The 24552-nt window shown below is 69.4% G+C and carries 21 protein-coding genes; 15 read left to right on the top strand and 6 right to left on the bottom strand.

Annotation, left to right across the window (positions count from 1 at the left end):
- The first annotated feature begins 87 nt into the window (after positions 1-87).
- The 3 genes from AM586_RS25760 to AM586_RS25750 all read left to right on the top strand — a co-directional run bounded on the left by AM586_RS25760 (position 88) and on the right by AM586_RS25750 (position 3262).
- Positions 88-588: an Lrp/AsnC family transcriptional regulator gene (locus AM586_RS25760; RefSeq protein ID WP_047822420.1), complete on the top strand. Its 501-nt coding sequence runs from the start codon at positions 88-90 to the stop codon at positions 586-588.
- Between the two features lie 209 nt (positions 589-797).
- On the top strand, positions 798-2279 hold the full coding sequence (locus AM586_RS25755) for an NAD-dependent succinate-semialdehyde dehydrogenase (protein ID WP_047822418.1): 1482 nt from the start codon (positions 798-800) through the stop codon (positions 2277-2279).
- A gap of 5 nt (positions 2280-2284) precedes the next feature.
- Complete coding sequence (locus AM586_RS25750) at positions 2285-3262, top strand: M14 family metallopeptidase (RefSeq protein ID WP_109370605.1); 978 nt, start codon at positions 2285-2287, stop codon at positions 3260-3262.
- Between the two features lie 54 nt (positions 3263-3316).
- Here AM586_RS25750 and AM586_RS25745 read toward each other — a convergent pair whose 3' ends face one another.
- Genes AM586_RS25745 through AM586_RS25735 form a run of 3 tightly spaced genes read right to left on the bottom strand, consistent with a single transcriptional unit; the run spans position 3317 to position 6699 of the window.
- Positions 3317-4720 carry an aspartate ammonia-lyase gene (locus tag AM586_RS25745; RefSeq protein ID WP_047822414.1) on the bottom strand — a complete coding sequence of 468 codons (1404 nt, stop codon included), beginning with the start codon at positions 4718-4720 and terminating at the stop codon, positions 3317-3319.
- Between the two features lie 36 nt (positions 4721-4756).
- Positions 4757-5503, bottom strand: a complete 747-nt coding sequence (locus tag AM586_RS25740; RefSeq protein ID WP_156328095.1) for a hypothetical protein — start codon at positions 5501-5503, stop codon at positions 4757-4759.
- On the bottom strand, positions 5485-6699 hold the full coding sequence (locus AM586_RS25735) for a DUF1624 domain-containing protein (RefSeq protein WP_082439547.1): 1215 nt from the start codon (positions 6697-6699) through the stop codon (positions 5485-5487). Before AM586_RS25735 ends, AM586_RS25740 begins: the two co-directional genes overlap by 19 nt.
- 329 nt (positions 6700-7028) lie before the next feature.
- Here AM586_RS25735 and AM586_RS25730 point away from each other — a divergent pair, with 329 nt between their 5' ends.
- From AM586_RS25730 to AM586_RS29215, 4 genes are read left to right on the top strand one after another with little or no spacing between them, the layout of a single operon-like run.
- Entirely contained in the window at positions 7029-8609 is a 1581-nt protein-coding gene (locus tag AM586_RS25730) for an ABC transporter substrate-binding protein (protein ID WP_047822410.1), read from the top strand.
- Positions 8610-8628: 19 nt separating this feature from the next.
- On the top strand, positions 8629-9330 hold the full coding sequence (locus AM586_RS25725) for a HupE/UreJ family protein (RefSeq protein ID WP_047822409.1): 702 nt from the start codon (positions 8629-8631) through the stop codon (positions 9328-9330).
- A gap of 10 nt (positions 9331-9340) precedes the next feature.
- Complete coding sequence (locus AM586_RS25720) at positions 9341-9922, top strand: hypothetical protein (RefSeq protein ID WP_052233301.1); 582 nt, start codon at positions 9341-9343, stop codon at positions 9920-9922.
- Positions 9922-11922, top strand: a complete 2001-nt coding sequence (locus AM586_RS29215) for a PepSY domain-containing protein (protein WP_082439546.1) — start codon at positions 9922-9924, stop codon at positions 11920-11922. Before AM586_RS25720 ends, AM586_RS29215 begins: the two co-directional genes overlap by 1 nt.
- 64 nt (positions 11923-11986) lie before the next feature.
- Here AM586_RS29215 and AM586_RS25710 read toward each other — a convergent pair whose 3' ends face one another.
- The 3 genes from AM586_RS25710 to AM586_RS25700 form a co-directional block, all read right to left on the bottom strand.
- Complete coding sequence (locus AM586_RS25710; RefSeq protein WP_047822407.1) at positions 11987-12361, bottom strand: hypothetical protein; 375 nt, start codon at positions 12359-12361, stop codon at positions 11987-11989.
- A 67-nt stretch (positions 12362-12428) separates the two neighbouring features.
- The gene (locus AM586_RS25705) at positions 12429-13172 is read right to left on the bottom strand and encodes a DUF4198 domain-containing protein (RefSeq protein ID WP_047822405.1); all 744 of its coding nucleotides are present in this window, start codon (positions 13170-13172) and stop codon (positions 12429-12431) included.
- A gap of 34 nt (positions 13173-13206) precedes the next feature.
- A complete protein-coding gene (locus tag AM586_RS25700) occupies positions 13207-15363 on the bottom strand; it encodes a TonB-dependent siderophore receptor (protein ID WP_060566814.1) in 2157 nt (718 codons plus the stop codon).
- Between the two features lie 724 nt (positions 15364-16087).
- On the opposite strand from AM586_RS25700, the gene AM586_RS25695 reads away from it, so the two are divergent.
- From AM586_RS25695 to AM586_RS25660, 8 genes are read left to right on the top strand one after another with little or no spacing between them, the layout of a single operon-like run.
- Positions 16088-16756, top strand: coding sequence for a haloacid dehalogenase type II (locus AM586_RS25695; protein ID WP_047822401.1), 669 nt, complete (start codon positions 16088-16090; stop codon positions 16754-16756).
- Between the two features lie 34 nt (positions 16757-16790).
- Entirely contained in the window at positions 16791-18065 is a 1275-nt protein-coding gene (locus AM586_RS25690; protein WP_047822399.1) for an FAD-binding oxidoreductase, read from the top strand.
- Positions 18066-18075: 10 nt separating this feature from the next.
- Complete coding sequence (locus AM586_RS25685) at positions 18076-19032, top strand: ABC transporter permease (RefSeq protein WP_047822397.1); 957 nt, start codon at positions 18076-18078, stop codon at positions 19030-19032.
- Positions 19029-19868, top strand: coding sequence for an ABC transporter permease (locus AM586_RS25680; RefSeq protein WP_047822395.1), 840 nt, complete (start codon positions 19029-19031; stop codon positions 19866-19868). The genes AM586_RS25685 and AM586_RS25680 overlap by 4 nt, the downstream gene beginning before the upstream one ends.
- A 1-nt stretch (position 19869) precedes the next feature.
- A complete protein-coding gene (locus tag AM586_RS25675; RefSeq protein WP_047822391.1) occupies positions 19870-21705 on the top strand; it encodes an ABC transporter ATP-binding protein in 1836 nt (611 codons plus the stop codon).
- On the top strand, positions 21702-21998 hold the full coding sequence (locus tag AM586_RS25670; RefSeq protein WP_047822389.1) for a (2Fe-2S)-binding protein: 297 nt from the start codon (positions 21702-21704) through the stop codon (positions 21996-21998). Before AM586_RS25675 ends, AM586_RS25670 begins: the two co-directional genes overlap by 4 nt.
- Positions 21992-23368, top strand: coding sequence for an NAD(P)/FAD-dependent oxidoreductase (locus tag AM586_RS25665; protein WP_047822387.1), 1377 nt, complete (start codon positions 21992-21994; stop codon positions 23366-23368). Before AM586_RS25670 ends, AM586_RS25665 begins: the two co-directional genes overlap by 7 nt.
- Positions 23365-24528, top strand: coding sequence for an FAD-binding oxidoreductase (locus AM586_RS25660; RefSeq protein ID WP_047822385.1), 1164 nt, complete (start codon positions 23365-23367; stop codon positions 24526-24528). Before AM586_RS25665 ends, AM586_RS25660 begins: the two co-directional genes overlap by 4 nt.
- Positions 24529-24552 lie beyond the last annotated feature (24 nt).

The following is a 24552-nucleotide window of genomic DNA, read 5'->3' as shown; positions in this document are numbered from 1 at the left end:
TTTGCGATTTGCGTTTTAATGCATATCGGCTACAATTTGTTGACAGGAAAACCGTACATACGGCCCCGCGGCCGGTAGAGAGGTCACATGCTTGGTGGTGCTTTGAAGCTCGATCGGATCGACATTCGTATCCTGGCGCATCTACAGCAGAACGGCAGGATTGCCAATGTCGACCTGGCCGACGCCGTCGGCCTGTCGCCCAGTCCATGCCTGATCCGGGTGAAGCGTCTTGAAAAAGGCGGTTACGTGACGGGCTACGGCGCCCACGTCGAGATGGAAAGGATAGGCAACGTCCAGCTGGTGTTCACCCAGGTCACCCTGTCGGATCACCGGCGCGAGGATTTCGCCAAGTTCGAGTCGGCGATCCGCAAGGTCGACGAGATCGTCGAATGCCACCTGGTCAGCGGCGGCTTCGACTACCTGCTGAAGTTCGTCACGACCGGTGTGGTGCACTACCAGAGCATCATCGAAGGCCTGCTCGATGCGCACATCGGCATCGAAAAATATTTCAGCTACATCGTCATCAAGACGCCCTTCACCAAGGGTTATTACCCGGTCGAGAAGCTGTTCAACCACCAGCCGGCCTGAGTGCTTCCCCGGACCGCGACGCGCGGTCCACCTCCTCCTCCGTCATGCCATGCCGGGCCGCAGAAAATGCCGCCACGGCGCGCAATTCGCAATTTCCTCCACGATGCCGGCGCCACAACGAGGCGCATCGCCGCACCCGTCTGGATACCATGATCAGCAGGCCGTGGACCTCACGCGGCCGCTCCGATCAACTCACCCAAGGCATGACGATGCGCTTTCAACTGAACCGCCCTGAACTCCTGTGTTCGGACAACTTCATCGATGGCCACTGGCGCCCGGCCGCCTCCGCTGCGCGCCACGACGTGGTCGACCCCGCCAGCGGAGCGGGCTTTGCCAGCGTGCCGGACAGCGGCCCGGAGGATGCGCGCGCCGCCGCCAACAGCGCCGCCGCCGCCTTCGATGCCTGGCGCGCCCGCAGTGCGCGCGAGCGCGCACAACTGCTGAAGCGCTGGCACGCCCTGATCCAGGACAACGCCGAGGACCTGGCGCGCCTGATTTCCGCCGAGCAGGGCAAGCCGCTGGCCGAGGCGCGCGGCGAGGTGGCCTATGGCGCCTCCTACGTCGAATGGTTCGCCGAAGAGGCGGTGCGCGCCTATGGCGACATGATCCCCGAGCCGGTGCGCGGCAAGAAGCTGATGGTGGTGAAGGAACCGGTCGGCATCGTCGCCGCCGTCACGCCGTGGAATTTTCCGCTGGCGATGATCGCGCGTAAGATCGCCCCCGCCCTGGCCGCCGGCTGCACCGTGCTCGCCAAGCCTGCCGAGGACACCCCGCTGACCGCGCTGGCGCTGGTGCGCCTGGCCGCGGAAGCCGGCATCCCGGCCGGCGTGATCAACCTGGTGACCGCCTCGCGCGCCCAGACGCCTGCCGTGGTGCAGACCTGGCTGGACGATGCCCGGGTACGCAAGATCACCTTCACCGGCTCGACCGCGGTCGGCAAGACGCTGGCGCGCGGCGCCGCCGACACCCTGAAAAAGCTGTCGCTCGAACTGGGCGGGAATGCGCCCTTCATCGTGTTCGAGGACGCCGACCTCGGCGCCGCCGTCGAGGGCCTGATGGCGGCCAAGTTCCGCAACGGCGGCCAGACCTGCGTCAGCCCGAACCGCGTGTACGTCCAGCGCGCCGTCTACGCCGACTTTGCCGCCAGGCTGGCGGCGCGCGTGGCCGCCCTGAAGGTCGGACCGGCCGACGACCCGGCGTCGCAGATCGGCCCGATGATCAACGCCCGCGCGATCGACAAGATCCTCCGGCACGTCGGCGACGCGCAGTCCAAGGGCGGCACCATTCTCGCCGGCGGCGAACGGCTGCGCCCGGGCGGCGACAGCGGCAACACCTGGTTCGCGCCGACCGTGATCGGCGACGCCAGTCACGAGATGCTGCTGGCGCATGAGGAAACCTTCGGCCCGGTCGTGGCGCTGTTCCCCTTCGACGGCGAGGACGAAGTCGTGGCGCTGGCCAACGACACGCCATACGGCCTGGCGGCCTATTTCTACGCCCGCGACCTGGCGCGCGTGTGGCGCGTCGCCGAACGCCTGGACACCGGCATCGTCGGCATCAACGAGGGCGCGCTGGCGGCCGAGGCGGCGCCGTTCGGCGGGGTCAAGGAATCCGGCTACGGCCGCGAAGGCTCGCGCTACGGCCTGGACGACTACATGCATACCAAATACCTGTGCCTGGGAGGCCTGCAATGAATGCGATGAATCCGATGGAACGCTATCCGATCGACCTGGAGTTTCCGGACTTGCGCCCCTACGCCGAGGGCAACACCGGTGTTCCGTATGTATTCAGCTACGACAGCGGCGTGCCGGGCCGCCATACGATGATCAATGCGCTCACCCACGGCAACGAGGTGTGCGGCGCGATCGCGGTCAAGGATTTGCTGGACGCCGGCCTGCGCCCGCGCCGCGGCCGCCTGACCCTGGCCTTCGCCAACGTCGACGCCTATGCGCGCTTCGATCCGGCGAGCCCGGACGCTTCGCGCTTCGTCGAGCAGGACTTCAACCGCGTCTGGAGCCCGGCGCAGCTGGACGATCCGGCCCGCGATTCGAGCGAACTGCGGCGCGCGCGCGCGCTGCGTCCGATCGTCGACAGCGTCGACTGGCTGCTCGACCTGCATTCGATGCACGAGCGCAGCGCGCCGCTGAATGTGTGCGGACCGCTCGCCAAGGGCATCGCGCTGGCGCGCGCACTCGGTGCACCGGCGGATATCGTCAGCGACGCCGGCCATCCCGAAGGGCGCCGCATGCGCGACTACGGCGGCTTCGGCGACCCCGAGAGCCCGAAGAACGCCCTGTTGATCGAATGCGGCCAGCACTGGGAAGCCGGCGCCGCGGCGGTGGCGCGCGACGCCTGCGCGCGCTTCCTGGCGCTGGCCGGCAACATCGACGGCGGCGACCTGCCGGACGGTTGGCTGGCGGACGGCTGGCTGGCGCCGGCCGCCGCCTCCCCGCGCGTGATCCGCGTGACCGAACCGGTCGTCGCGCGCAGCACCGCCTTCCGCTTCGCCGGCCAGTACACCGGCCTGGAAATCTTCCCCGAGGCCGGCACCGTGATCGGCTGGAACGAGGGCGAGCCGGTACGCACGCCCTATCCCGACTGTGTGCTGGTAATGCCTTCGCTGCGCCAGGTGCGCGCCGGCGTCACCGTCGTGCGCTTCGGCCAACTGGTCGACTGAGCCACGCGGCCGGCCATCGCGCCAGCCGCATGACCGGCCGCGTCAGCGGACGCTTCAGCCGGCCAATCCGGCCAGGCGCTCCGGCCGCAAGGCCGCCTCCAGTTCGGCCGCATCCATCCACCCGCGCTCCAGCACCAGTTCGGCGACGCCCCTGCCGCTGTCCCTCGCCGCGCGCGCCAGGCTGCCGGCGCGCTCGTAGCCGATGATCGGGCTCAGCGCCGTCACCAGGCCGATCGACTCGCGCACCCGGCGCTGCAAGGCGGTCTCGTTGGCGCGGATGCCGGCAACGCAGCGCACCGCCAGCGTGCGGCAACCGGCCTCCAGGCGCTGCAGGCTGCGCAGCAGCGCGAAGCCGATCACCGGCTCGAAGGCATTCAGCTGGAGTTGCCCCGCCTCCGCCGCCATGCACACGGTCAGGTCGTTGCCGATCACTTCGAAGGCGATCTGGTTGACCACCTCCGGAATCACGGGATTGACCTTGCCGGGCATGATGCTGGAGCCGGCCTGCAGCGCCGGCAGCTCGATGTCCCCGAAGCCGGCGCGCGGGCCGGAGGCCAGCAGGCGCAGGTCGTTGCAGGTCTTGGACAGCTTGATGGCGATGCGCTTGCAGGCCGCCGACAGCGCCACCAGCGCATCGGTATCCTGGGTCGCGCCGACCAGGTCGGGCGCAGTCACCAGCGCCAGGCCGCTCAGGTGCGCCAGCCGCTCGCGCACGCAGGCCGCGTAGCCGGGCGGCGCGTTCAGGCCGGTGCCGATGGCGGTGCCGCCCAGGTTGATCTCGAGCAGGCCGTCGAGCGACGCGGCCAGCGTGCTAGCGCCGGCCGCCATCATCCCGGCGAAGGCGCCGAACTCCTGGCCGAGCGTCATCGGTACCGCGTCCTGCAGCTGGGTGCGGCCCATCTTGAGCACGTCCGCGAAGGCGTCGGCCCGCTCCTGGAAGGCGGCGCGCAGCAGCGCCAGCGCCGCCAGCAGGCGCTGGCCGGCGGCGTGCAGGGCCAGGCGCAGCGCGGTCGGATACACGTCGTTGGTGCTCTGCGACAGGTTGACATCCTCGTTCGGGTGCAGCCAGGCGTAATCGCCGCGCTCCCGGCCCATGTGTTCGAGCGCCAGGTTGGCGATGACCTCGTTGGCGTTCATATTGGTCGAGGTGCCGGCGCCGCCCTGCAGCATGTCGACCACGAACTGGTCGTGGTGGGCGCCGTCGCGCAGGGCCGCGCAGGCGGCGGCGATGGCGCGCGCCTTGTCGGCCGCCAGGATGCCGAGCGCATGGTTGGCTTCGGCGGCGGCTTGCTTGACGTCGGCGAGCGCCCTGACCAGGTCGGGAAACTGGCCGACGCTGACGCCGCTGATCGCGAAATTCTCGCGCGCGCGCTGGCTGTGGATGCCGTACAGGGCCTGGTGTGGAAGCGCCATCTGTCCGAGCAGGTCGTGCTCGATCCTGCAAGTGCTTGCATGCATGTGTGGACTCCAGTGAAAAGCCAAGGAAAGCTGGGATCAGCGCAGCAGCTGGACGCCGAACATGAAGGCCAGCCGGCGCCCATCCTCGCGCAGGGCGCCGAGGTCGCGGCCCACGCTGCCCTGCAGGATCAGGGACTCGGCCACGCGCCACTTGAAGCCGACGCTGGCCAGCGTGCGTGCGCGTTCGCCGTCGGGGCGCACGTGCTCGAGTTCGGTCCGGCACTCGAGTTCGGGCAGGCATTGGTGGGTCAGTTTCAGCCCCGCCAGCCACTCGTGCGGGCCGTATTGCGGCAGGGTGCGGCCGGCCTCGGCGAACAGCGCCGTGTCGCCACGGCGCACGCCCGCCAGCAGCGGCAGCGCGATGCTGCGCCCGGGGTCCGCCAGCCCGTCGCGCACGGAGCGGCTCGACAGGCTCCAGCCATAGGTCGGGAACAGCGCCAGCGCGAAGCCGGATGGCGCATCCTCGTAGAAGCGCCACTTGAGGCCGAGCGTCGCCGAGCCGGGTCCCGCACGCGGATCGACGCCGGGCTCGCGCAGCATGATGCGCGGCACCGCCGCCACCAGCTGCGTGTTGTCGCCCCAGCCGTAGTTGATGTCGCTCTCCGGCACCGCATAGCTGCGGCTCGAGGCGGTGTGCTCGCCGCTGATGGCCACGTTGATTTCCCATCTGCCGGCGCCCGGGGTGTCGGTGTCCTCGGTGGCCCCGCACGGCGCCTGCGTCGCGGCAAGCAGCAGCGCCGGCAGCGCGCGCCGCACCGGGCGGCTCAGAAGTATCGGACCCATGCCTGTTTCGAGCTGCGCTTGTAGCGTGCGAAGGCACGGCACGGAAGATACAGCACCGGCATCAGCGCCAGCGCCACCCCCCAGACCGGCCACAGATGGTCGACGCCGTAGCGCTCGCCATGGTTGGCGCCGAGCGTCGCCACCAGCAGGTGCTGCATCCCGAGCAGCAGGTACAGGTGCAGCAGGTAGTAGAACATCGGCGCGCCGCCGAAGGTGGCGCAGGCGCGCGTGAACCAGTTGTCGCGCGGTTCCAGGGCGGCCAGCAGCAGCGCCCCGGCGCCCAGGGTCATCAGCAGGAAGTCGAGCGAAGGCGGGTACTTGGTGTAGTCCAGGAAGGACATCACCGTACGGATGGCGCTGTCCTGCACGGTCCACGGTACTTCCTCGCCATAGATGTTAAAGCCGCGCAGCAGCGCCAGCAGCAGCCAGGCGCAGGCGCCTGCCGCAAGAAGGATGCGGCGGCGGCGCTCCGGGGCCATGGTGGCCGCGTACACCGGTCCGGCCGCATAGCCGGCCAGGATCACGCCGACCCAGGGCAGCAGCGGATAGGTGACCTTCAGCTTGACCGCGCCATCGGCGACCAGGTAGCCGCGATGCAGCAGCAGCGTCCAGACGTCGTAGGCCAGCGTGCCCGGCGCGAACGACATCCAGGTCAGCGCGTTGTGGCCGAAGATGATCGCCAGGCCGACCACGCCCAGCAGCGCGGTCGGCAGCCTGTGCACCAGGCCCAGGAAGATCATGGCCAGGCCGATGACCCAGATCACCTGCAGGTAAAGGGTCGACGGCGGAAACACGCCGGCCCAGGCAAAGTTGACGAACACGAGTTCCAGGAACACCAGCAACAGGCCGCGCTTGACCAGGAAGCCGGTCGCCGAGCGCGGGCCCGAGGCGGGATGCGCGTACAGCCAGGCCGACAGGCCTGTCAGGAACACGAACACCGGTGCGCAGAAATGCGCGGCCAGGCGCGTGAAGAACAGCGCGGGGTCGGTATTGCCGACGTCCATCGGGTCGCTCACCTGCATGTGCAGGTAGATCGTCTCGCGCACGTGATCGAACAGCATGATGAGCATGACGAGGCCGCGCAGGACGTCGATCACGGCGATGCGCGAGCGCGCCGGCTGCACCCCGGCGTGGACCGCCGCCGGCGCGGCCGGACCGTCCCAGGCGGCGGTGTTGTACAAGTTAGTCTGGTCCATCGTTCTGCCTTGGCGTGGAGTTGATCATGGACTGCCGCCGCACCTCCGTGGCGCGACCTGATCATTGTAAGGAGGGAGATCCGGATTTTGTGCTTAGTTCCCGCCGCCGCGCAGCGCCAGGACATCGAAGATGGGCGCGAGACAGCATTTCGTATGGCGCCCGCGGCGCCCTCCGGACGCCGGCAAGCCGTGTTGTATGGAGGCCCCAAAACCACTCTTTCTGTTTCCGGGACCGCCTCAAACAAGTCAATTCCACCGGACGGATATGTTGTAATGAATGGAGTACATGGCCAGCCAGCCCGCGCTGGCATCGCGACAGGACGGAACGAATGATCGATGCATCTTATTTGCCGGATCCCGCCAACCAGGCCGCCGCGACGCGCAGGGACGTGCTGCGCGCCCTGCTCGGCGGCGGCCTCGCCCTCGGCGGCGCATTGCTCGCGCCAGCCGGCATGGCGCAGCCCCCGGTCCCGCGCCGCGGCGGACGCCTGACGGTGGCAACCCAGTCCAGCTCCACGGCCGACACGCTCGATCCGGTCAAGGCCGCGCTGTCGACCGATTACGTACGCGCCAATCTTTTCTATAACTGCCTGACCTCGCTCGACGCCCAGCTGGCGCCGCAAATGATGCTGGCCGAGGAGTGCACGACCGACGATGCGATCCTCTGGCGCATCAAGCTGCGCAAGGGCATCCTGTTCCATGACGGGAAGCCTTTGAGCGCGGCCGACGCCGTGTATTCCCTGAACCGCCACAACGATCCCGCAAGCGGCTCCAAGGCCAAAGGGCTGGCCGCGCAGTTCGACACGGTGCGCGCCACCGGCCCCCTGGAGCTGGAGATCCAGCTGAAGGGCGCCGACGCCGACCTGCCGGTGCTGCTCGCCACGCCGCACTTCGCGATCGTCCAGGAAGGCGCGACGCGCTTCGACACCGCCATCGGCACCGGCCCGTTCCGCTGCCAGGAATTCAAGCCTGGCGTGCGCACCGTCGCCGTCCGCAACCCGGGCTACTGGAAGGATGGCCTGCCCTACCTCGACGAGGTGGTCATCTTCGGTATCCCGGACGAGCCGGCGCGCGTGAACGCCCTGCTGTCGGGCGACGTCGACTGGATCAACGAGCTCAATCCGCGCAGCACGAAACGGGTGCGCGAGACACCCGGCTTTGCCGTGCTCGAATCGCAGTCCGGCCTGTACACCGACCTGATCGTGCGCCAGACCGTGGGCGCCGGCCGCCACCCCGACTTCACGCTGGGCCTGAAGTACCTGATCGACCGCGAGCAGATCAAGCGCGCGGTGTTTCGCGGCTACGCCGTGGTCGGCAACGACCAGCCGCTGCCGCCCGGCCACCGCTTCCATTTCGACGGCCTGCCGCAGCGGCCCTACGACCCCGAGCGCGCCCGCTTCCACCTGCGCAAGGCCGGCATGCTCGGCGCCACGCTGCCGGTCGTGGCCTCGCCCGCGGCCACCGGCTCGGTCGACATGGCGATGCTGATCCAGCAGTCGGCCATGAAGGCCGGGCTGAACCTGTCCATCAAGCGCGTCTCGGCCGACGGCTACTGGTCGAACCACTGGATGAAGTCGCCGATCGGCTTCGGCAACATCAACCCGCGGCCGAGCGCCGACATGCTGTTCACCCAGTTCTTCAAGTCGGATGGCGCGTGGAACGAGTCGGGCTGGCAATGCCCGCAGTTCGACCAGCTGCTGGTCCAGGCGCGCGGCGAGACCGACCTCGAACGGCGCAAGCAGATGTATGCCGACATGCAGGTGCTGGTGCACGACAAGTGCGGCGTCGCCATCCCGGTCTTCATTACCAACATCGAGGCCTGCAGCAGCCGGGTCAAGGGGATCGCTCCCCATCCGCTCGGCTCATTCATGGGCTACGCGTTCGGCGAATACGCCTGGCTCGCCGCCTGACCCCCACCACGGAGACCCCATGCGAAGCACTTCATCACCTCTTCGGTTCGCCCGCGCGCTGCTGCCGCTGCTGCTCGTCCTGGCCGCCGGCGCGGCCGGCGCCCACGGCGTGGCCGAGGACGACAAGGCCTACTTCGAACAGGCCAGCGGCGCGCACATCCTGCCCTTCATCTACCTGGGCGCCAAGCACATGGTGATCGGCTACGATCACCTGCTGTTCCTGTTCGGCGTGATCTTCTTCCTGTACCGGCTGAAGGACGTCGGCGCCTACGTGACGCTGTTCGCGCTCGGCCACAGCGTCACCCTGCTGAGCGGGGTGCTGAGCGAGACCCGGATCAATCCCTACCTCATCGACGCCATCATCGGGTTTTCGGTCGTCTACAAGGCGCTCGACAACATGGGGGCGCTGCAGCGCGTGCTCGGCTTCCAGCCCAACACCAAGGCCGCGGTGCTGGTGTTCGGCCTGTTCCATGGCTTCGGCCTCGCCACCAAGCTGCAGGAGCTGGCGCTGTCGAAGGACGGGCTGGTGCCGAACATCCTGTCGTTCAACGTCGGCGTCGAGATCGGCCAGATGCTGGCGCTGTCCGCGATCCTGATCGCGATGGGCTACTGGCGCCGCAGCGCCACCTTCGGCCGCCAGGCCTTCAACGCGAACGTCGTGCTGATGATCGCCGGCTTCGTCCTCATGGGTTACCAACTTACCGGCTATGCCGTCGCTTGACGAGGAAAACATGACCACTTTCGATACCAAGCTGCTCCCCACCCTGCCCCAGCTGGGCAAGGCCACCGCGGTCGCGCTGGCGGTCGCCGGCGCGATCCTGGTCGGCGCCGTGCTGCCGGCCGAATACGGCATCGATCCCAGCGGCGTCGGCAAGGCGCTCGGGCTGACGCAGCTGAATCGCGGCGCCCGCCCGGCCGCGGACGTGGCGCCGGCCGCCGGCGGCGCCGCCGCGACCGTCGTCCAGACCAGGCACGCGTTCCGCAGCGACCAGATGAGCATCACCCTGCAGCCGGGTGAAGGCGCCGAGATCAAGGCCGCCATCAACAAGGGCGAGCAGTTCGTGTTCAGCTGGTCCTCGACAGGCGGTCCGGTCAAGTCGGACATGCACGGCGAACCGCACAATGCCGGCCCGCGCGATTTCAGCACCTACTGGAAGGTGGCGCAGCAGGAATCCGGCAGCGGCAGCTTCACCGCGCCCTTCGACGGGATCCACGGCTGGTACTGGCGCAACAAGGGCGCGGCGCCGGTGACGATCCACGTCCAGGTCAGCGGCTTCCACGACAGGCTGTTCCGCCCCGATCCGAAGGTCTGATGCCGATGCCCCGCGCGCGCGCCGGCCGCCCGCGGCCGCTCCTCGCCTGCGTGCACCGCTGGACCGGACTCGTGGCCGGTCCGGCCTTCGTCATGGTGGCCTTGAGCGGTGCGATCCTGGCGCTGCGCGCCCCGCCCGCCCCCATCCCCGCGCCGGCATGCGCCGTCCCGCTGCCGCTCGACCGGATCGTCGACAGCGCGCGCGCCTTCAGCCCCCGGAGCGGCCCCTTGCGCTTCCTGCGCTCGTCCGATTCGCCGGACGCGGGGTGGCGCGTGCGCTTCGACGATGGCCGCTGGATCGACGTCGACGCCTGCAGCGGCCGCGTGCTGGGCAGCGAGGCCGTGTACGGCGGCACCTTCGGCGCCATCGCCCGGATCCACATCTTCGGTTTCCTGCCCGCGCAGGAAGGCGTGGCGGGCAGCTTCGCGCTGCTGTTCCTGGCGGCGGCGGCAGGGGCTGGCATCGTGCTGTGGCGTCCTACCCGGCGCAGCCTGAAGGCCGGCCTGCGTCCTCCGCGCGGCGTGCGCGGACAGGCGCGCTGGCTCGGCCTCCACCGCACGGCGGCCCTGTACGCGCTGCCGATGCTGCTGAGCTCGGCCTTGACCGCGCTGCCCCAGGCCTTCCACCTGGGCGACGGGGCGCCTCTACCGGCGCCTCATGCGCCCGATGCCGCCGCCGCACGGGCGCCGCTGCAGCGCATGTGGGAACAGGCGCAAGCCCTGCTGCCGCACCCGCGCCGGGTCCAGATCCGCCTGCCGGCGGCGCCGGGCCTGCCGGTCAGCTTCGAGATGGTCGGCGCCGACGCGCCGCATGCGAACGCCCTCAGCTACGTACGGATCGACCCGTACGGCGCCCGGGCGCCCGCCTTCATTCCCTACGCCGCCAACCCGCTGGCGCACCGCGCCTACCTGTTCGGGACCGCGCTGCACTACGGCTGGGTCGGCGGCATCGCCGGGCAGTTGCTGCTGTTCCTGGGCGCGCTGTCGGTGCCTCTGCTGGCCTGGACCGGCACGGCTGCCTGGCTGCGCGGCCGCCGCCAGCGCCCGCTGCGCCTTGCGGCGGTGGTGGCCGGGAAGCGCGCCGAGGCCGAGGACGTCTGCGTGTTCGAGCTGGCGGCCGAGGATGGACGGCGGCTGCCGGCCTTCCGCGCCGGCGCCCACATCGACCTGCACCTGCCGAACGGCCTGGTGCGCCAGTATTCGCTGTGCGGCGATCCGCGCGAGCGGCGCCGCTACCGTATCGCGGTGCTGAAGACGGCGCCTTCGCGCGGCGGCTCGCGCGCGCTGCACGAAGACGTGAAGGTCGGCGACCGGATCGGCATCAGCGCGCCGAAGAACCACTTCGAGCTCAAGGCCGGCGCCCGGCGCACCCTTCTGTTCGCGGGCGGCATCGGGATCACGCCGATCATCGCCATGGCCGACGCGCTCGCGCGCCGTGGCGCCGAGTTCGAACTGCACTACTGCGTGCGCACACGGCGGCGGGCGGCGTTCGCGCAGCGTCTGACGCAATCGGGCTACGCCCGGCGCGTGCATTTCCATGAGAGCGAGGCGGCGGGCGGAAAGCGCCTCGACCTGCCGGCGGTGCTGGCCGATCCGGATCCGCATGCCTGCCTGTACGTGTGCGGCCCGGCCGGCTTCATGGACGCGGTACGCGACGCCGCGCTGGCGCAGGGCTGGGACCCGTCCCGCATCCGGCGCGAATATTTCGCCGTGGCCGCCGACCTGCCGCCGGCCCGCCCGTTCGATATCCGTATCGCCAGCAGCGGCCGGGTGGTGCACGTGCCGGCGCACCAGAGCGCGCTGGACGCGCTGGCCTGCCATGGCATCCACGTGCCGAGCGCCTGCCGCCAGGGCCTGTGCGGCAGCTGCCTGACCCCCGTGCTGGCCGGCGAACCCGAGCACCGCGACCTGTTCCTCGACGAGGCCCGGCGCGCGCGCATGGACTGCATGGCGCCCTGCTGTTCGCGCGCGCGCGGGCCATCGCTGACCCTCGACCTGTAGAGAAGGTCCGCATGAAAAAAAGGAAGGCCGCAGCCTTCCCGTTCCGCTTCGTGCCCGGTCCCGCCTACTTCACGACGAAGGTCGCCGGCACCTTGGTCTTGTCGGCCAGGACCAGCACGGCGATCACCTTGGCGCCCTTGGGAGCCTGCGCGCCGGCGGCTTCCAGCCTGTTGCCGCCGGCCGGCTTGAGGACGTAGTCGGCCTTGGCGCCGCCGTTCTGGACGCTCAGGTGGCCGCTCAGGCCCGCACTCGGCATCGGGTCGCCGTCGTCCTCGACGTACAGTTCGATCTTGCCGCTGGCCGGCACCAGTTCAAGCCAGGTGTCGCCCACGGCCTGCACGATGCCGCCGTGGTTCGGGGTCGGCGTGCCATGACCGTGGGCGCTCGACAGGACCAGCGCGGCGGATGCGGCCAGCAACAGGGAAATGGATTTCTTCATGATCGGTCTCCGGAAAAACTGGGCGCGCTTGGCTGCAGGCGGCGCCGCGATGCCTGGTGGAGCCGGCTTATTCGGGTGCGTGCGGCAGCACGAAGGAAAGCGAGGCCAGGTGCTCCATGTGATCGTACTTCTTCGGTTCGTCCGAAGGCGAGTTCAGGATCGCCACGATCACGTTCAGGCCCTGGTTGCGCACCGGGATCGTGACCGTGCCGTCGGCGCCGGTCAGCACCGGCTTGCCGTCGGGGTCGTTGATCCAGTCGTGCATGAGCTTGGCGCCGGCCACCGGTTTGCCCTTGTAGTACACGCGCAGCTTGATCGGCTGGCCCAGCAGCGCGGGCAGCTTGCCGTCGACCGGAACGATCTGCAGGGTCTGGTCCGGCAGCAGCGGCAGCGGCTTGGTGAGCGGTCCGATGATATGCACGGCGTACTTGGTGTTCTTCTCGCTGACGGTGGCGCTGGGCTGCTCGTCGCGCCCCTGCTTGTGCCACTTGCCGTCCGGCGTGTGGCTCCAGGTGCCGTTGTCCAGCACCGCGCTGACGATCGCGGGCTGGTTCTCCATGTCGACCAGCACCAGGCGGCCGTCGACGTGCAGCGCGGTGGGAACCGGCTTGCCGTCGGCGTCGTAGCCCTTCATGCTGGTCACCATCGAGAAGCGCTTGACGATGTCGAGATCGTCCGCGCCGACGCCGTACAACAGCGCGAGCTGGGTGGCGCGCTGCGCGAACCAGATGCCGTGCGACTGCGCCGCGCTGCTCGCGGCCAGGCCGGCGACGAGCGCCATGAGTGTGAAAGTTTTGTTCAGACGTTTCATGATCTTGCCTCTTCCTTGACGTGACAAAAAGGGATTAGAAGGTATGGCGCAGGTTCAGCGACACGCTGCGCTCGGCGCCCGGCATGACCCATACCTGGCTGTACGAGCTGGCGTAATAGCGCCTGTTGAACAGGTTGTCGACGTTCAGGGACACGCGCGTCTTTTTGGTCGGGGCATAGGATGAGATCAGCCGGAAGACGGTATAGGCCGGCAATTCGAAATTGCTGGAGGCCGCGACGTCGCCCAGGCGCGCGCCGACATAGTTCACGGCGCCGCCGAGCGAGGCCATCCCCGGACCGAGCTTGAACATCTGCGTCAGCACGACCGACGCGCTGTTTTGAGGAACGTTGGGGAAGCGGCTGCCGGTGACGATGGTGGTATCGCCCTTGGTGACGCGGGCATCGGTGTAGGCATAGGACGCCGACAGCTTGAGGTTGCGCGCAAGCTCGCCGGAGACGTCGAGTTCCACGCCTTTGCTGGCGACTTCGCCGGCCGGCAGCGAGAAGTCGGTGTTGATCGGATTGGTGGTCAGGACGTTCTGCTTGGTGATGCGGTACACCGCCAGCGTGCCGCTGAGGCGGTCGTTGTCATACTTGGCGCCGACCTCGTACGACTTGCTCGTCTCGGGCGCGAAGGCCTGGTTCTCGATGCTGACGCCGTCGTTCGGGCGGAACGCGCGCCCGGCGGTGGCATACAGCGACAAGTGCTTGTCCGGCTGGTACACCAGGCCGGCGCGCGGGCTGTTGGCGTCCGGGCTTTGCTTGCTGGTGACGTTCACGCGGTAGTTGGTGACCGCCTGGTCGGCGCTGTCGCGGCGCAGGCCCAGCAGCATCTTCCACTGTTCGCTCAGGTCGACCTGGTCCTGGACGTAGAAGCCGTGCGCCCGCTGCTCGGACTTGGTGTCGATCGACAGCGTCATCGGATCGGCGACGCCGCCGTAGACCGGATTGTAGATGTCGATCGCGTACGGATTGTTGGCGTTTGGATTGCGGCGGAACTGGATGCGGCGGTCGTCGAACTTGAAGGCGTCCACCCCGAACAGCAGGTTGTGGCGGATCGGGCCGGTGGCGACCTTGCCCAGGATTTCCAGGCGCCCGGAGCGGTCGATCGCCTTGTTGTCGTTCAGGCGATGCTGGCGGCGCAGGGTGCGGCCGTCGGCCAGCAGGTTGTTGGCCTGGGTCGAGGCGCCGTACAGCGAGCTGCTGCGGTAGGCCACGCCCGTCTGCAGCGACCAGTCGTCGTTGAACGGATGCTGGACGAAGAACTGCTGGCCGAGCGAACGGATGGTCACCGGGCCGTCGGCCGGCTCGCCCAGGAAGCGCGACACCGGAATGAGGCCGAGCACCCCGTTGACGGCCACGACACCGCGGTCGAAGGGCGCGCGCTGTTCCACCGCCTCGACCTCGTACGACACCGTGGTGGCTTCGCCGACCAGCCAGACGAAGGATGGCGAGACGAACTTGCGGTCGTGCGTCAGGCGGTCGCGGAAACTGTCGCCCTTTTCCCAGGCGGCGTTCAGGCGGTAGGCCAGCGTCTCGCTGATCGGACCGGTGAAATCGACCGCGCCGCGCCGCGTCCGGAAGCTGGAGAGCGTGCCTTCGACCGTGTATTCGGGCTGGAAGCGCGGCTTCTTGGTGGTGATGTTGACGGTGCCGCCCGGCTCGCCGCGGCCGTACAGCGCGGCCGCCGGGCCCTTGAGGATTTCCACCGACTGCGTGTTCACGCCATCGCGCAGGCCGTTGTAGCCGCGGCTGGAGCTGAAGCCGTTGACCATGTAGTCGGAACCGAAATTCGGATCGCCGGTAAAGCCGCGCATGGCATAGCTGTCCCACAGGCCGCCGAAGTTGCTGGCCCGCGAGATCCCGCTGGAGAGGTCGAGCGCACCGGCCAGGTCGGTCACGCCGACGTCCTTCAGCAGGTCCCCGGTGATCACGCGCACGCTCTGCGGCAGGTCCTGCAGCGGGGTGTCGGTCTTGGTGGCGCCGGTAGCCGACAGGCTGCGATAGTTCTGGCGCTGGCCAGCCACCACCACCTTCTTGACGGGTTCACCTTCGGCAGCGGCGGCCGCGTCGTCGGCAGCGGGCGATGCCTCGGGGGCGCTGGCCGTCGCTTCGGGTGCGGCGGCCAGCGCCGCGATCGGATAAGTGGCGGCCAGGAACAGGGCCAGAGTGTGGTGCCGGGACGGATACATGCGAACTCCTGGTTTTTGAGGTGTGCTGTTGAACTTTGCGAAGTCTCTTCTGATTCCCGGCCAATCCTGCCGACCGTGCGTGCCGCGAGCTCCCCTGCGTCCTGCGCAGTTTGGTCCGTGGCGTCGATGAGTTGATTACAACATGCGGATACCGCCCGGTTATCGTGTAATCGCGCCGTCACAAAACAGAAACCGTCGTTTTCGAGGCCGTAATCAGCACAGCTTGCTGCCCGTCATCGCGCCGCACACCGGCAGTGCAGGCCGCGCGCCGATGTGCCGCGATGGCGCACGCGCACGCACCGGAATGTGCCTGAAGGCCCCGGCGACGCGGCGCGCGCAGGCTATCTTATATGCGAGTGAATCGTGCGCCGGTCCTCCCGGGCCGCCACGCCCGGAGGCGCAGCATTTCATGCGGCCGAAAACGCGTCGATGGCGTCCGGCTGGCCCGGTTCGTGCTGACCTGGGAGATCGGGGCGACCGGGAAGGCCGCGTTTTCTCTCTGGAGGACGGGTGTTGGCCGGGGACGGGCGCATGCCGCCAGGTGTCGCCCGGGTGCAGCAATCCATGCTGTCGAATGCCGCCAAAACCGTGGTTTCTGTTTCAAGCATCAATGAAAACGCGATAATGCGACGGGACCGGCATGGTGTAATGGTTCTCAGAAACACCGAACACTCCATGCCGCATGCCCCCGTGTGCGCACAACCGTCGACGATAGGAATAACAGATGAGTACTCTCCGGCCGAAATACATCACCTTCGATTGCTACGGGACCCTGACCCGTTTCCGCATGGCCGACATGGCGCGCGCCATGTTCGCGGATCGCGTGCCTGCCGAGCGCATGGAAGAATTCGTGCTGCACTTCGCCGCCTTCCGGCTGGACGAGGTGCTGGATCCCTGGAAGCCGTACGAACAGGTGATCAAGAACTCGGTCGAGCGTGTCTGCAACAAGTGGGGCATTCCCTACGTCGAGGCGGAAGCGCAGGCGATCTACGACGCGGTCCCGACCTGGGGCCCGCACGCCGACGTGCCGGACGCCCTGGCGAAGGTAGCCAAGGAGTTCCCGCTGGTGATTTACTCGAACGCGGCCAATGCCCAGATCATGCACAACGTCGAGAAGCTGGGCGCGTCCTTCCACAAGGTGTTCACCGCCGAGACGGCCAGGGTGTACAAGCCGCGCCTGGCGGCCTTCCAGTACCTGCTCGACAACCTGAACTGCGGTCCGGAAGACATCCTGCACGTGTCCTCGAGCCTGCGCTACGACCTGATGCCGGCGCACGACATGAGCATCACGAACAAGGTCTTCGTCGCGCGTGGCCACGAGCCCTCGACCCCGCACTACGGCTACCACGAGATCAAGGACCTGTCGGGCCTGCCGGCCCTGCTCGGCCTGTGATCTCCCGCGCCCCGCTCACTTTCCAGGACATCGCATGAAGCTCGATTCGTACTGGCTGGACACCGCCCCCACTTTCCAGCAAGCCGCCCAGGGGCCGGTGGAAGGGCGCGCCGACGTCGTCGTGGTCGGCGGCGGATTCACCGGCCTGTCGGCGGCGCTCGCGCTGGCGCGGCGCGGCGCCTCGGTCGTGCTGCTGGAGGCGGGGCGCATCGCCGGCGAGGCCTCCGGACGGAATGGCGGCCAGTGCAATACCGGCCTGTTCCACGATGTCGCGGACCTGAGCCGCAAGATCGGCGCCGAACGGGTACGGGAGTTCTACAAGGCCTACGACGCCGCGGTCGACACCGTGGAGAACCTGGTGCGCGAGGAAGGCATCGACTGCGACTTCCGCCGCTGCGGCAAGCTGAAGGTGGCGGCCAAGCCCGAGCACTACGCCAAGCTGGAACGCATCCATGCCCAGCTGCGTGAATCGGTCGACCCGACGGTGGAACTGGTGCCGCCCGAGCGCATGCGCGATGAGCTGGGCTCGGACAGCTTCCATGGCGGACTGCTGCAGCGGGGCGGCGCCCAGATGCACATGGGGCGCTTCGGCGTCGGGCTGGCGCAGGCCGCGGTGCGCGCCGGCGCCCGCGTGTACGAGAACGCGGCCGTGGGTGCGATCGAGCGCAAGACCGGCGGCTTTCGCGTGAGCTGCTCGCGCGGGACGATCGAGGTCGGCCAGGTGCTGCTGGCAACCGGCAATTCCAGCCGCGGTCCGTTCGCGCACTTCCGCCGCCGCCTGGTATCGGTGGGCAGCTTCATCATCGTCACCGAACCGCTCGAGGACGCGCTGCTCGACCGCCTGATGCCGCATCGCCGCAACTACGTCACCACCAAGAACATCGGCAACTACTTCCGCGTGACGCCCGACCGTCGCCTGCTGTTCGGTGGCCGCGCGCGCTTCGCGCTGTCGAATCCGAAGTCCGACGCCAAGAGCGGGCATATCCTGGCAGCCACCATGGCCGAGGTGTTCCCCGAGCTGGGACGCACCCGCGTCGACTACTGCTGGGGCGGACTGGTGGACATGACCGCCGACCGCCTGCCGCGTGCAGGCCAGCACGAGGGCATGTTCTACTCGCTCGGCTACAGTGGCCACGGGGTCCAGATGTCGGTCCACATGGGACAGATGATGGCCGAGGTCATGGCCGGCCAGCCCGAGCGCAACCCGTGGCGCAGCCTGGAATGGCCGGCGATCCCCGGCTACCGGGGAAAAGCGTGGTTCCTGCCGCTGGTGGGGGCCTACTACAAACTGCAGGACCACCTGCACTGACGGAGGCGACATGAACGCGACCATCGTACGCCTGCTGCTGCAGCGCTTCGCCCTGGCCCTCCTGACCCTGCTGATGGTATCGGTGGTGGTGTTCGCGATCACCAACCTGCTGCCCGGCGACGCCGCCGAGGAATCGCTGGGGCAGTCGGCGACCCCGGAAGCGGTGGCGGCGCTGCGCGCCCAGTTCGGCCTGGACCAGCCGGCGCCGCAACGCTACGTGCGCTGGCTTGGCCATCTGCTGCAGGGGGATCCCGGCAGCTCCCTCCTCAACGGCAAGCCGGTCACCGCCCTGATCGGCCAGCGCCTGCCGAGTTCACTGGTGCTGGCGGGCGTCACGGCGGCGGTCTCGGTGCCGCTGGCGCTGGTGTTGGGCATCCTGTCCGCCATGCTGAGCGGCACCCTGTTCGACCGCGCCGTCAACGTCGGCACGGTGGCGCTGGTGTCGGTGCCGGAGTTCCTGATCGCCACGCTGGCGGTGCTGCTGTTCGCGGTCAAGCTGCGCTGGCTGTCGGCGCTCTCGCACACCGACGATATCGCCAGCTTCGGCGGCTTCGTGCGCGCCTACGCGATGCCGGTCTTCACCCTCTGCTGCGTGATCGTGGCCCAGATGGCGCGCATGACCCGCGCCGCCCTGCTCGACCAGCTCGACGCCGCCTACGTGGAGATGGCGCGCCTGAAGGGCGCCGGCCCGGTACGCGTGGTCCTGCTGCACGCCCTGCCGAACGCCATCGGCCCGATCGCCAACGCGGTCGCGCTCAGCCTCTCCTACCTGCTCGGCGGCGTCCTGATCGTCGAGACGGTCTTCAACTATCCCGGCATCGCCAACCTGATGGTCGACGCCGTGACGACCCGCGACATCCCGCTGGTCCAGGCCTGCGCCATGATCTTCTGCGGCGCCTACCTGCTGCTGGTGGTGCTGGCCGATGTCTGCGCAATCGTCGCCAACCCGAGGCTGAGGAATCAATGAACCGCTTTGCCGCTTTCACCTTCACCGGCCGGCGCGGCCGCCGCATGCAGCCGCTGGCCCTCCTCGGACTGGGCATCACGGTGTTCTGGCTGCTGATGACCCTGGCCGGCCCCTGGCTGGCGCCGCACGATGCGGCCGCGCTGGTGGACGACGAAGTGTTCGGGCCGATCAGCGCCCGCTTCCCGCTGGGCTCCGACTACCTGGGCCGCGACATGCTGAGCCGCATCCTGGTCGGCGCGCGCTTCACCGTGGCGCTGGCGCTGAGCGCGGCCGTTCTGGCCAGCACCGGCGGCACCCTGCTCGGCCTGGTCGCCGCCACCGCCGGCGGCTGGATCGACAATGCCCTCAGCCGCGTGCTGGACACCCTGATCTCGATCCCCGGCAAGATGTTCGCGCTGATGATGGTGGCCTCGTTCGGCTCCTCGGCGCCGGTGCTGATCGCCACCGCGGCGATCGGCTACCTGCCCGGCGCCTACCGCATCGCGCGCGCCCTGGCGGTGAACGTGCAGGCGATGGATTTCGTGCAGGCGGCGCGGGCACGCGGCGAAGGCATGGCCTACATCACCTGCGTCGAGATCCTGCCGAACATGATCCGGCCGGTGCTGGCCGACTTCGGCCTGCGCTTCGTCTTCATCGTGCTGCTGCTGTCCGGCCTGTCCTTCCTCAGCCTGGGGGTGCAGCCGCCGGACGCGGACTGGGGTTCGCTGGTGCGCGAGAACATCGCCGGCCTGAGCGAAGGCGCGCCGGCGGTGCTGGTGCCGGCGCTGGCGATCGCCTCGCTGACCATCGGCGTCAACCTGTGGATCGACAACCTGCGCGGCCCCAAGGATGCATGACATGGACACACTGGTGCGAGTGAAGGACCTGCGCGTGGTCGCGCGCAAGGACGACGGCAGCGAGGCCATGATCGTCAAGGGCGTCGACTTTTCCATCGCCAGGGGCGAGGTGCTGGCCCTGATCGGCGAGTCCGGTTCCGGCAAGACCACCATCGCCCTGTCGCTGATGGGCTATGCGCGGCGCGGCTGCCGCATCGCCGGCGGCGAGGTCGAGATCGGCGGCCGGCAGGTGCTGGCGCTGGACGCGCGCGGCCTGGCGCGCCTGCGGGGGCGCAGCGTAGCCTATATCGCGCAGAGCGCGGCGCTGAGCTTCAACCCGTCCCGCTGCCTGATGGACCAGGTGATCGAAAGCGCCATGATCCACGGCGTGATGAGCCGCGCGGCCGCGCGCAGCAAGGCGGTCGAGCTGTTCCGCGCGCTGGCGCTGCCCGATCCGGAGCACATCGGCGCGCGCTTCCCGCACCAGGTGTCGGGCGGCCAGCTGCAGCGCGTGATGGCGGCGATGGCGCTGATCACCGATCCGGAACTCGTGATCCTCGACGAGCCGACCACCGCGCTCGACGTCACCACCCAGATCGACGTGCTGCGCGCCTTCCGCGACGTGGTGCGCCAGCTCGGCATCACCGCGGTGTACGTCTCGCACGACCTGGCGGTGGTGGCCCAGATGGCGGACCGCGTGGTGGTGCTGCGTAACGGCGAGGTACGCGAGAACAACAGCATCGGGGGCCTGCTGTCGGCGCCGCGCGACGCCTACAGCGCCAGCCTGCTGGCGGCGGCCGAGCCGGCGCTGCGTCCGCTGGCGCCGCCCGCGGCGCCGTCCCCTGTCCCGCTGCTGGAGGTGCGCGGACTCTGCGCCGGCTACGGCGCGCCCGACGCCCAGGGATTGCCGGCCAAGCGCATCCTGGACGAGATCGACCTGCGCATCGAACGCGGCACCAGCGTCGGCGTGATCGGCGAGTCCGGCTCGGGCAAGACCACACTGGCGCGCGTGATCGCCGGCATGGTGCCCGCCGCACGTGGCGAGGTACTGCTGGACGGCGCACCGCTGCAGGCGCAGGGCCGCACGCGCGAGCAGTGCCGCCGCGTGCAGTTCGTGTTCCAGAATGCGGACACCGCCCTCAACCCGGCTCACACGATCGACCGGATCCTGGCGCGCCCGCTCGAGTTCTACCACGGCATGCGCGGCGACGCCCGGCAGCGCCGCGTCCTCGAGCTGCTCGACCTGGTGCGCCTGCCGCAGGAGCTCGCCGGGCGCCGGCCGGGCGAGCTGTCCGGCGGCCAGAAGCAGCGCGTCAACCTGGCGCGCGCGCTGGCCGCCGGGCCGGACCTGCTGCTGTGCGACGAAATCACCTCGGCGCTGGACACGGTGGTCGCCGCCGCGATCCTCGACCTGATGGCCGAGCTGCGCCGCGAGCTGGGCGTGTCGACCCTGTTCATCAGCCACGACATCAACACCGTGCGCGCGGTCTGCGACGAGATCGTCGTGCTGTACGCGGGACGCAAGGTCGAGGCACGGCCGCACGCGGCCCTGAGCGCTCCGCCGCGCCACCCTTACGCCGAGCTGCTGGTCTCGTCGGTCCCGCAACTGCGCCAGGGCTGGCTGGACGAGGTCGAGCTGCGCGGCCACGAGGCCCTGCCCGTCGTCGGCCAGCCGGCCGCCGCGGCCGGCCTGTGCCCGTTCCTGGCGCGCTGCAGCGTGCGCGTGGAAGGGCTGTGCAATCACCTGGCGCCGCCGCGCCGCCGCCTCGACAACAGCGTCGAGATCCTGTGTCACCACACGCCCGACAGCCTGTCCCGGCTGCAGGGCGGCATCCATCCTGTAGAGGAGATTGCATGACTGCGCGCTTCATACGGCTGGCCGAGACCGGCCGTTCCCCGATCCAGCTGACCATCGACGGCCAGCCGGCCACCGCTCTCGAAGGCGACACCCTGCTGATGGCCCTGCTTTCGAATGTGCGCAGCGTGCGCAGCTCCGAATTCGGCGACGGCCGGCGCGCCGGCTTCTGCCTGATGGGCGCCTGCCAGGATTGCTGGGTCTGGACCGCGCGCGGCGAGCGGCTGCGCGCCTGCTCCACGCCGGTCGAGCAAGGCATGGCGATCCTGACCGAGGCCACGGAGGCCGTATGGTAAGCCCGCGCGTCATCGTGATCGGCGCCGGTCCGGCCGGCGTGCGTTGCGCCGAGCAGCTGGTGGCCTCCGGGCTGCGGCCGCTGGTGATCGACGAAGGCCGGCGCGACGGCGGGCAGATCTACCGCCGCCAGCCGCCCAATTTCCGGCGCGGCTATGCCGACCTGTATGGCAGCGAGGCGGCCAAGGCCGAGTCCCTGCACCGCAGTTTCGACGCCCTGCGCGGCAAGATCGACTACCACGCGGGCGCCCTGGCCTGGAACGTGACCGAGGGCGAGCTGCACCTGATGCGTGAAGGGACGGCCTGGCGCGAGCCCTACGACGCGTTGATCATCTGCGCCGGCGCCACCGACCGCCTGATGCCCGTGAAGGGCTGGCACCAGGCCGGCGCCTACAGCCTCGGCGCGGCCCAGGTGGCGCTGAAGTCGCAAGCCTGCTCGGTCGGCCGGCGCGTGGTGTTCATGGGCAGCGGTCCTTTGCTGTACCTGGTGGCCGCCCAATACCTGAAGGCCGGCGCGGAAATCGCCGCCGTGCTCGACACGTCCCGCCTGCGCGACCGGGTCGCGGCGCTGCCGCGCCTGCTGGCCCGGCCATCCGTGCTGCGCAACGGGCTGGGCTACATCGCCGCGCTGCGCCGCGCGCGTGTCCCGCTCCTGTCCGGCATCGTCCCGATCGAAATCACCGGCGACGCCGTACAGGGGGTGAGCGGCATCCTGCTGCGCGACGGCGCCGGCCGGCAGCGCAGCTTCGAATGCGATGCCGTGGCGATGGGTTATCACCTGCGCCCCGAGACCCAGCTGGCCGACCTGGCGCGCTGCGCGTTCCGCTTCGACCCGGAAGCGCGCCAGTGGTTTCCCGAGGTGAGCCTGGAAGGGCGCAGCTCCGTCAAGGGTGTGTACCTGGCCGGCGACGGCGCGCGCATCCTGGGCGCCGACGGTGCCGAGAACGCGGGCCGCCTGGCCGCCATGTCGGCGCTGGCCGATCTCGGCTTACGGGTCGACGCCGCCCGGGTCGCCGCCCTGCTGCGCGAGCAGGCCGTGATGGAACGCTTCCGCCAGGGCCTCGTGCGCGCCTTCCCCTGGCCGGCCGGCCAGGCCGCCAGCCTGCCCGACGATGCGATCGTGTGCCGCTGCGAATCGATTACCGCGGGCGAGCTGCGCGCCACCGTGCACGACAAGGGCGCGCTCGAAGCGAACCGCGCCAAGGCCTTCAGCCGGGTCGGCATGGGCCGCTGCCAGGGACGTTATTGCGGCCAGGCGGGCGCCGAGATCGTCGCGCACGCGGCCGGCATTCCCATCGAACAGGTCGGGCGCTTGCGCGGCCAGGCGCCGGTCAAGCCGCTCGCCATCGCCACCCTGGAGGAAACCGAATGAACCAAGCGACCTCGGACGTACTGATCGTTGGCGGCGGCCTGATGGGCACGGCCACCGCATTTTTCCTGCGCCGCCGCGGCGTGTCGGTGACCTTGCTGGAACGCGGCCTGGTTGGCCAGCAGGCCAGCGGGGTCAATTTCGGCAACGTGCGGCGCCAGGCCCGCTACCTGGCCCAGCTGCCGCTGGCCAACCGGGCGCATGGCATCTGGCAGCGCCTGCCCGAGCTGATCGGGGACGACATCGAGTTCCTGCCCTCGGGTCACATTCGCGTGGCCTATACCCAGGACCAGGTGGGCGTGCTGGAAAAGTATGCGCGCGACGCCCGCGAGTACGGGCTCGACCTGGAACTCGTCGACGGCGCGGCGATGCGTGCGCGCTATCCCTTCCTCGGGCCGGAAGTGCGGGCGGCTTCGCTGTCGCCGCAGGACGGGCATGCGAACCCGCGCCTGGCCGCGCCGGCCTTCGCGCGCGCGGCCGTGCGCACCGGTGCGCAGATCGTGGAAAACACCGAGGTGCTGGAGATCGCCAAGGAAGGCGGCGAGTTCCGGGCCGCCTGTGCCGACGGGCGCGTGTTCCGCGCGCCGGTGCTGCTGATCGCCAGCGGCGCCTGGGGCAACCGGATGAGCGCGGCGTTCGGCGAGCCCGTGCCCCTGACCGCACGCGGGCCGCAGATGGCCGTGACCGAACCGGTGCCCTATCGCATCGGTCCGTCGGTCGGCGTGGCGACCCCGCACCTGCACGAAACCCTCTACTTCCGCCAGATCAAGCGCGGCAACATCATCTTCGGCGGCTGCGGCCGTGGCCCGGCCTATCCCGACCTGCGCCGCGCCTATGTGCTGCCGGAACATACGCTGACCCAGTTCGGCCAGCTCAAACGCCTGGCGCCGCCGGTGGCGCGCCTGAACATCATCCGGGTCTGGAGCGGCATCGAGGGCTACCTGGACGACAACCTGCCCGTGCTGGGCCCGAGCCCGAAGGTGAGCGGACTGTATTACGCCTTCGGCTTCAGCGGCCACGGCTTCCAGCTCGGCCCCGGCGTCGGCGATCTCATGGCCGAACTGATCGCCACCGGCGGCACCTCGACCCCGATCGCGCCGTTCGGCATCGGCCGTTTCGCCACTTCGCAGAACGACGCGGCAGCGCTGGCGGCGGCCGGCTGAGCCGGCGCCGGCCGCCGGCCTTGC

The organism is Massilia sp. WG5 (assembly GCF_001412595.2).
Taxonomy (GTDB): domain Bacteria; phylum Pseudomonadota; class Gammaproteobacteria; order Burkholderiales; family Burkholderiaceae_D; genus Telluria.
This window is presented reverse-complemented; position numbering and strand designations above follow the sequence as displayed.

What these genes read in the sequence shown, in the direction of transcription:
- AM586_RS25760 (WP_047822420.1), top strand. Translation starts at nt 88, where the DNA reads ATGCTTGGTGGTGCTTTGAAGCTCGATCGGATCGACATTCGTATCCTG.
- AM586_RS25755 (WP_047822418.1), top strand. Translation starts at nt 798, where the DNA reads ATGCGCTTTCAACTGAACCGCCCTGAACTCCTGTGTTCGGACAACTTC.
- AM586_RS25750 (WP_109370605.1), top strand. Translation starts at nt 2,285, where the DNA reads ATGAATCCGATGGAACGCTATCCGATCGACCTGGAGTTTCCGGACTTG.
- AM586_RS25745 (WP_047822414.1), bottom strand. Translation starts at nt 4,720, where the DNA reads ATGCATGCAAGCACTTGCAGGATCGAGCACGACCTGCTCGGACAGATG.
- AM586_RS25740 (WP_156328095.1), bottom strand. Translation starts at nt 5,503, where the DNA reads ATGGGTCCGATACTTCTGAGCCGCCCGGTGCGGCGCGCGCTGCCGGCG.
- AM586_RS25735 (WP_082439547.1), bottom strand. Translation starts at nt 6,699, where the DNA reads ATGGACCAGACTAACTTGTACAACACCGCCGCCTGGGACGGTCCGGCC.
- AM586_RS25730 (WP_047822410.1), top strand. Translation starts at nt 7,029, where the DNA reads ATGATCGATGCATCTTATTTGCCGGATCCCGCCAACCAGGCCGCCGCG.
- AM586_RS25725 (WP_047822409.1), top strand. Translation starts at nt 8,629, where the DNA reads ATGCGAAGCACTTCATCACCTCTTCGGTTCGCCCGCGCGCTGCTGCCG.
- AM586_RS25720 (WP_052233301.1), top strand. Translation starts at nt 9,341, where the DNA reads ATGACCACTTTCGATACCAAGCTGCTCCCCACCCTGCCCCAGCTGGGC.
- AM586_RS29215 (WP_082439546.1), top strand. Translation starts at nt 9,922, where the DNA reads ATGCCGATGCCCCGCGCGCGCGCCGGCCGCCCGCGGCCGCTCCTCGCC.
- AM586_RS25710 (WP_047822407.1), bottom strand. Translation starts at nt 12,361, where the DNA reads ATGAAGAAATCCATTTCCCTGTTGCTGGCCGCATCCGCCGCGCTGGTC.
- AM586_RS25705 (WP_047822405.1), bottom strand. Translation starts at nt 13,172, where the DNA reads ATGAAACGTCTGAACAAAACTTTCACACTCATGGCGCTCGTCGCCGGC.
- AM586_RS25700 (WP_060566814.1), bottom strand. Translation starts at nt 15,363, where the DNA reads ATGTATCCGTCCCGGCACCACACTCTGGCCCTGTTCCTGGCCGCCACT.
- AM586_RS25695 (WP_047822401.1), top strand. Translation starts at nt 16,088, where the DNA reads ATGAGTACTCTCCGGCCGAAATACATCACCTTCGATTGCTACGGGACC.
- AM586_RS25690 (WP_047822399.1), top strand. Translation starts at nt 16,791, where the DNA reads ATGAAGCTCGATTCGTACTGGCTGGACACCGCCCCCACTTTCCAGCAA.
- AM586_RS25685 (WP_047822397.1), top strand. Translation starts at nt 18,076, where the DNA reads ATGAACGCGACCATCGTACGCCTGCTGCTGCAGCGCTTCGCCCTGGCC.
- AM586_RS25680 (WP_047822395.1), top strand. Translation starts at nt 19,029, where the DNA reads ATGAACCGCTTTGCCGCTTTCACCTTCACCGGCCGGCGCGGCCGCCGC.
- AM586_RS25675 (WP_047822391.1), top strand. Translation starts at nt 19,870, where the DNA reads ATGGACACACTGGTGCGAGTGAAGGACCTGCGCGTGGTCGCGCGCAAG.
- AM586_RS25670 (WP_047822389.1), top strand. Translation starts at nt 21,702, where the DNA reads ATGACTGCGCGCTTCATACGGCTGGCCGAGACCGGCCGTTCCCCGATC.
- AM586_RS25665 (WP_047822387.1), top strand. Translation starts at nt 21,992, where the DNA reads ATGGTAAGCCCGCGCGTCATCGTGATCGGCGCCGGTCCGGCCGGCGTG.
- AM586_RS25660 (WP_047822385.1), top strand. Translation starts at nt 23,365, where the DNA reads ATGAACCAAGCGACCTCGGACGTACTGATCGTTGGCGGCGGCCTGATG.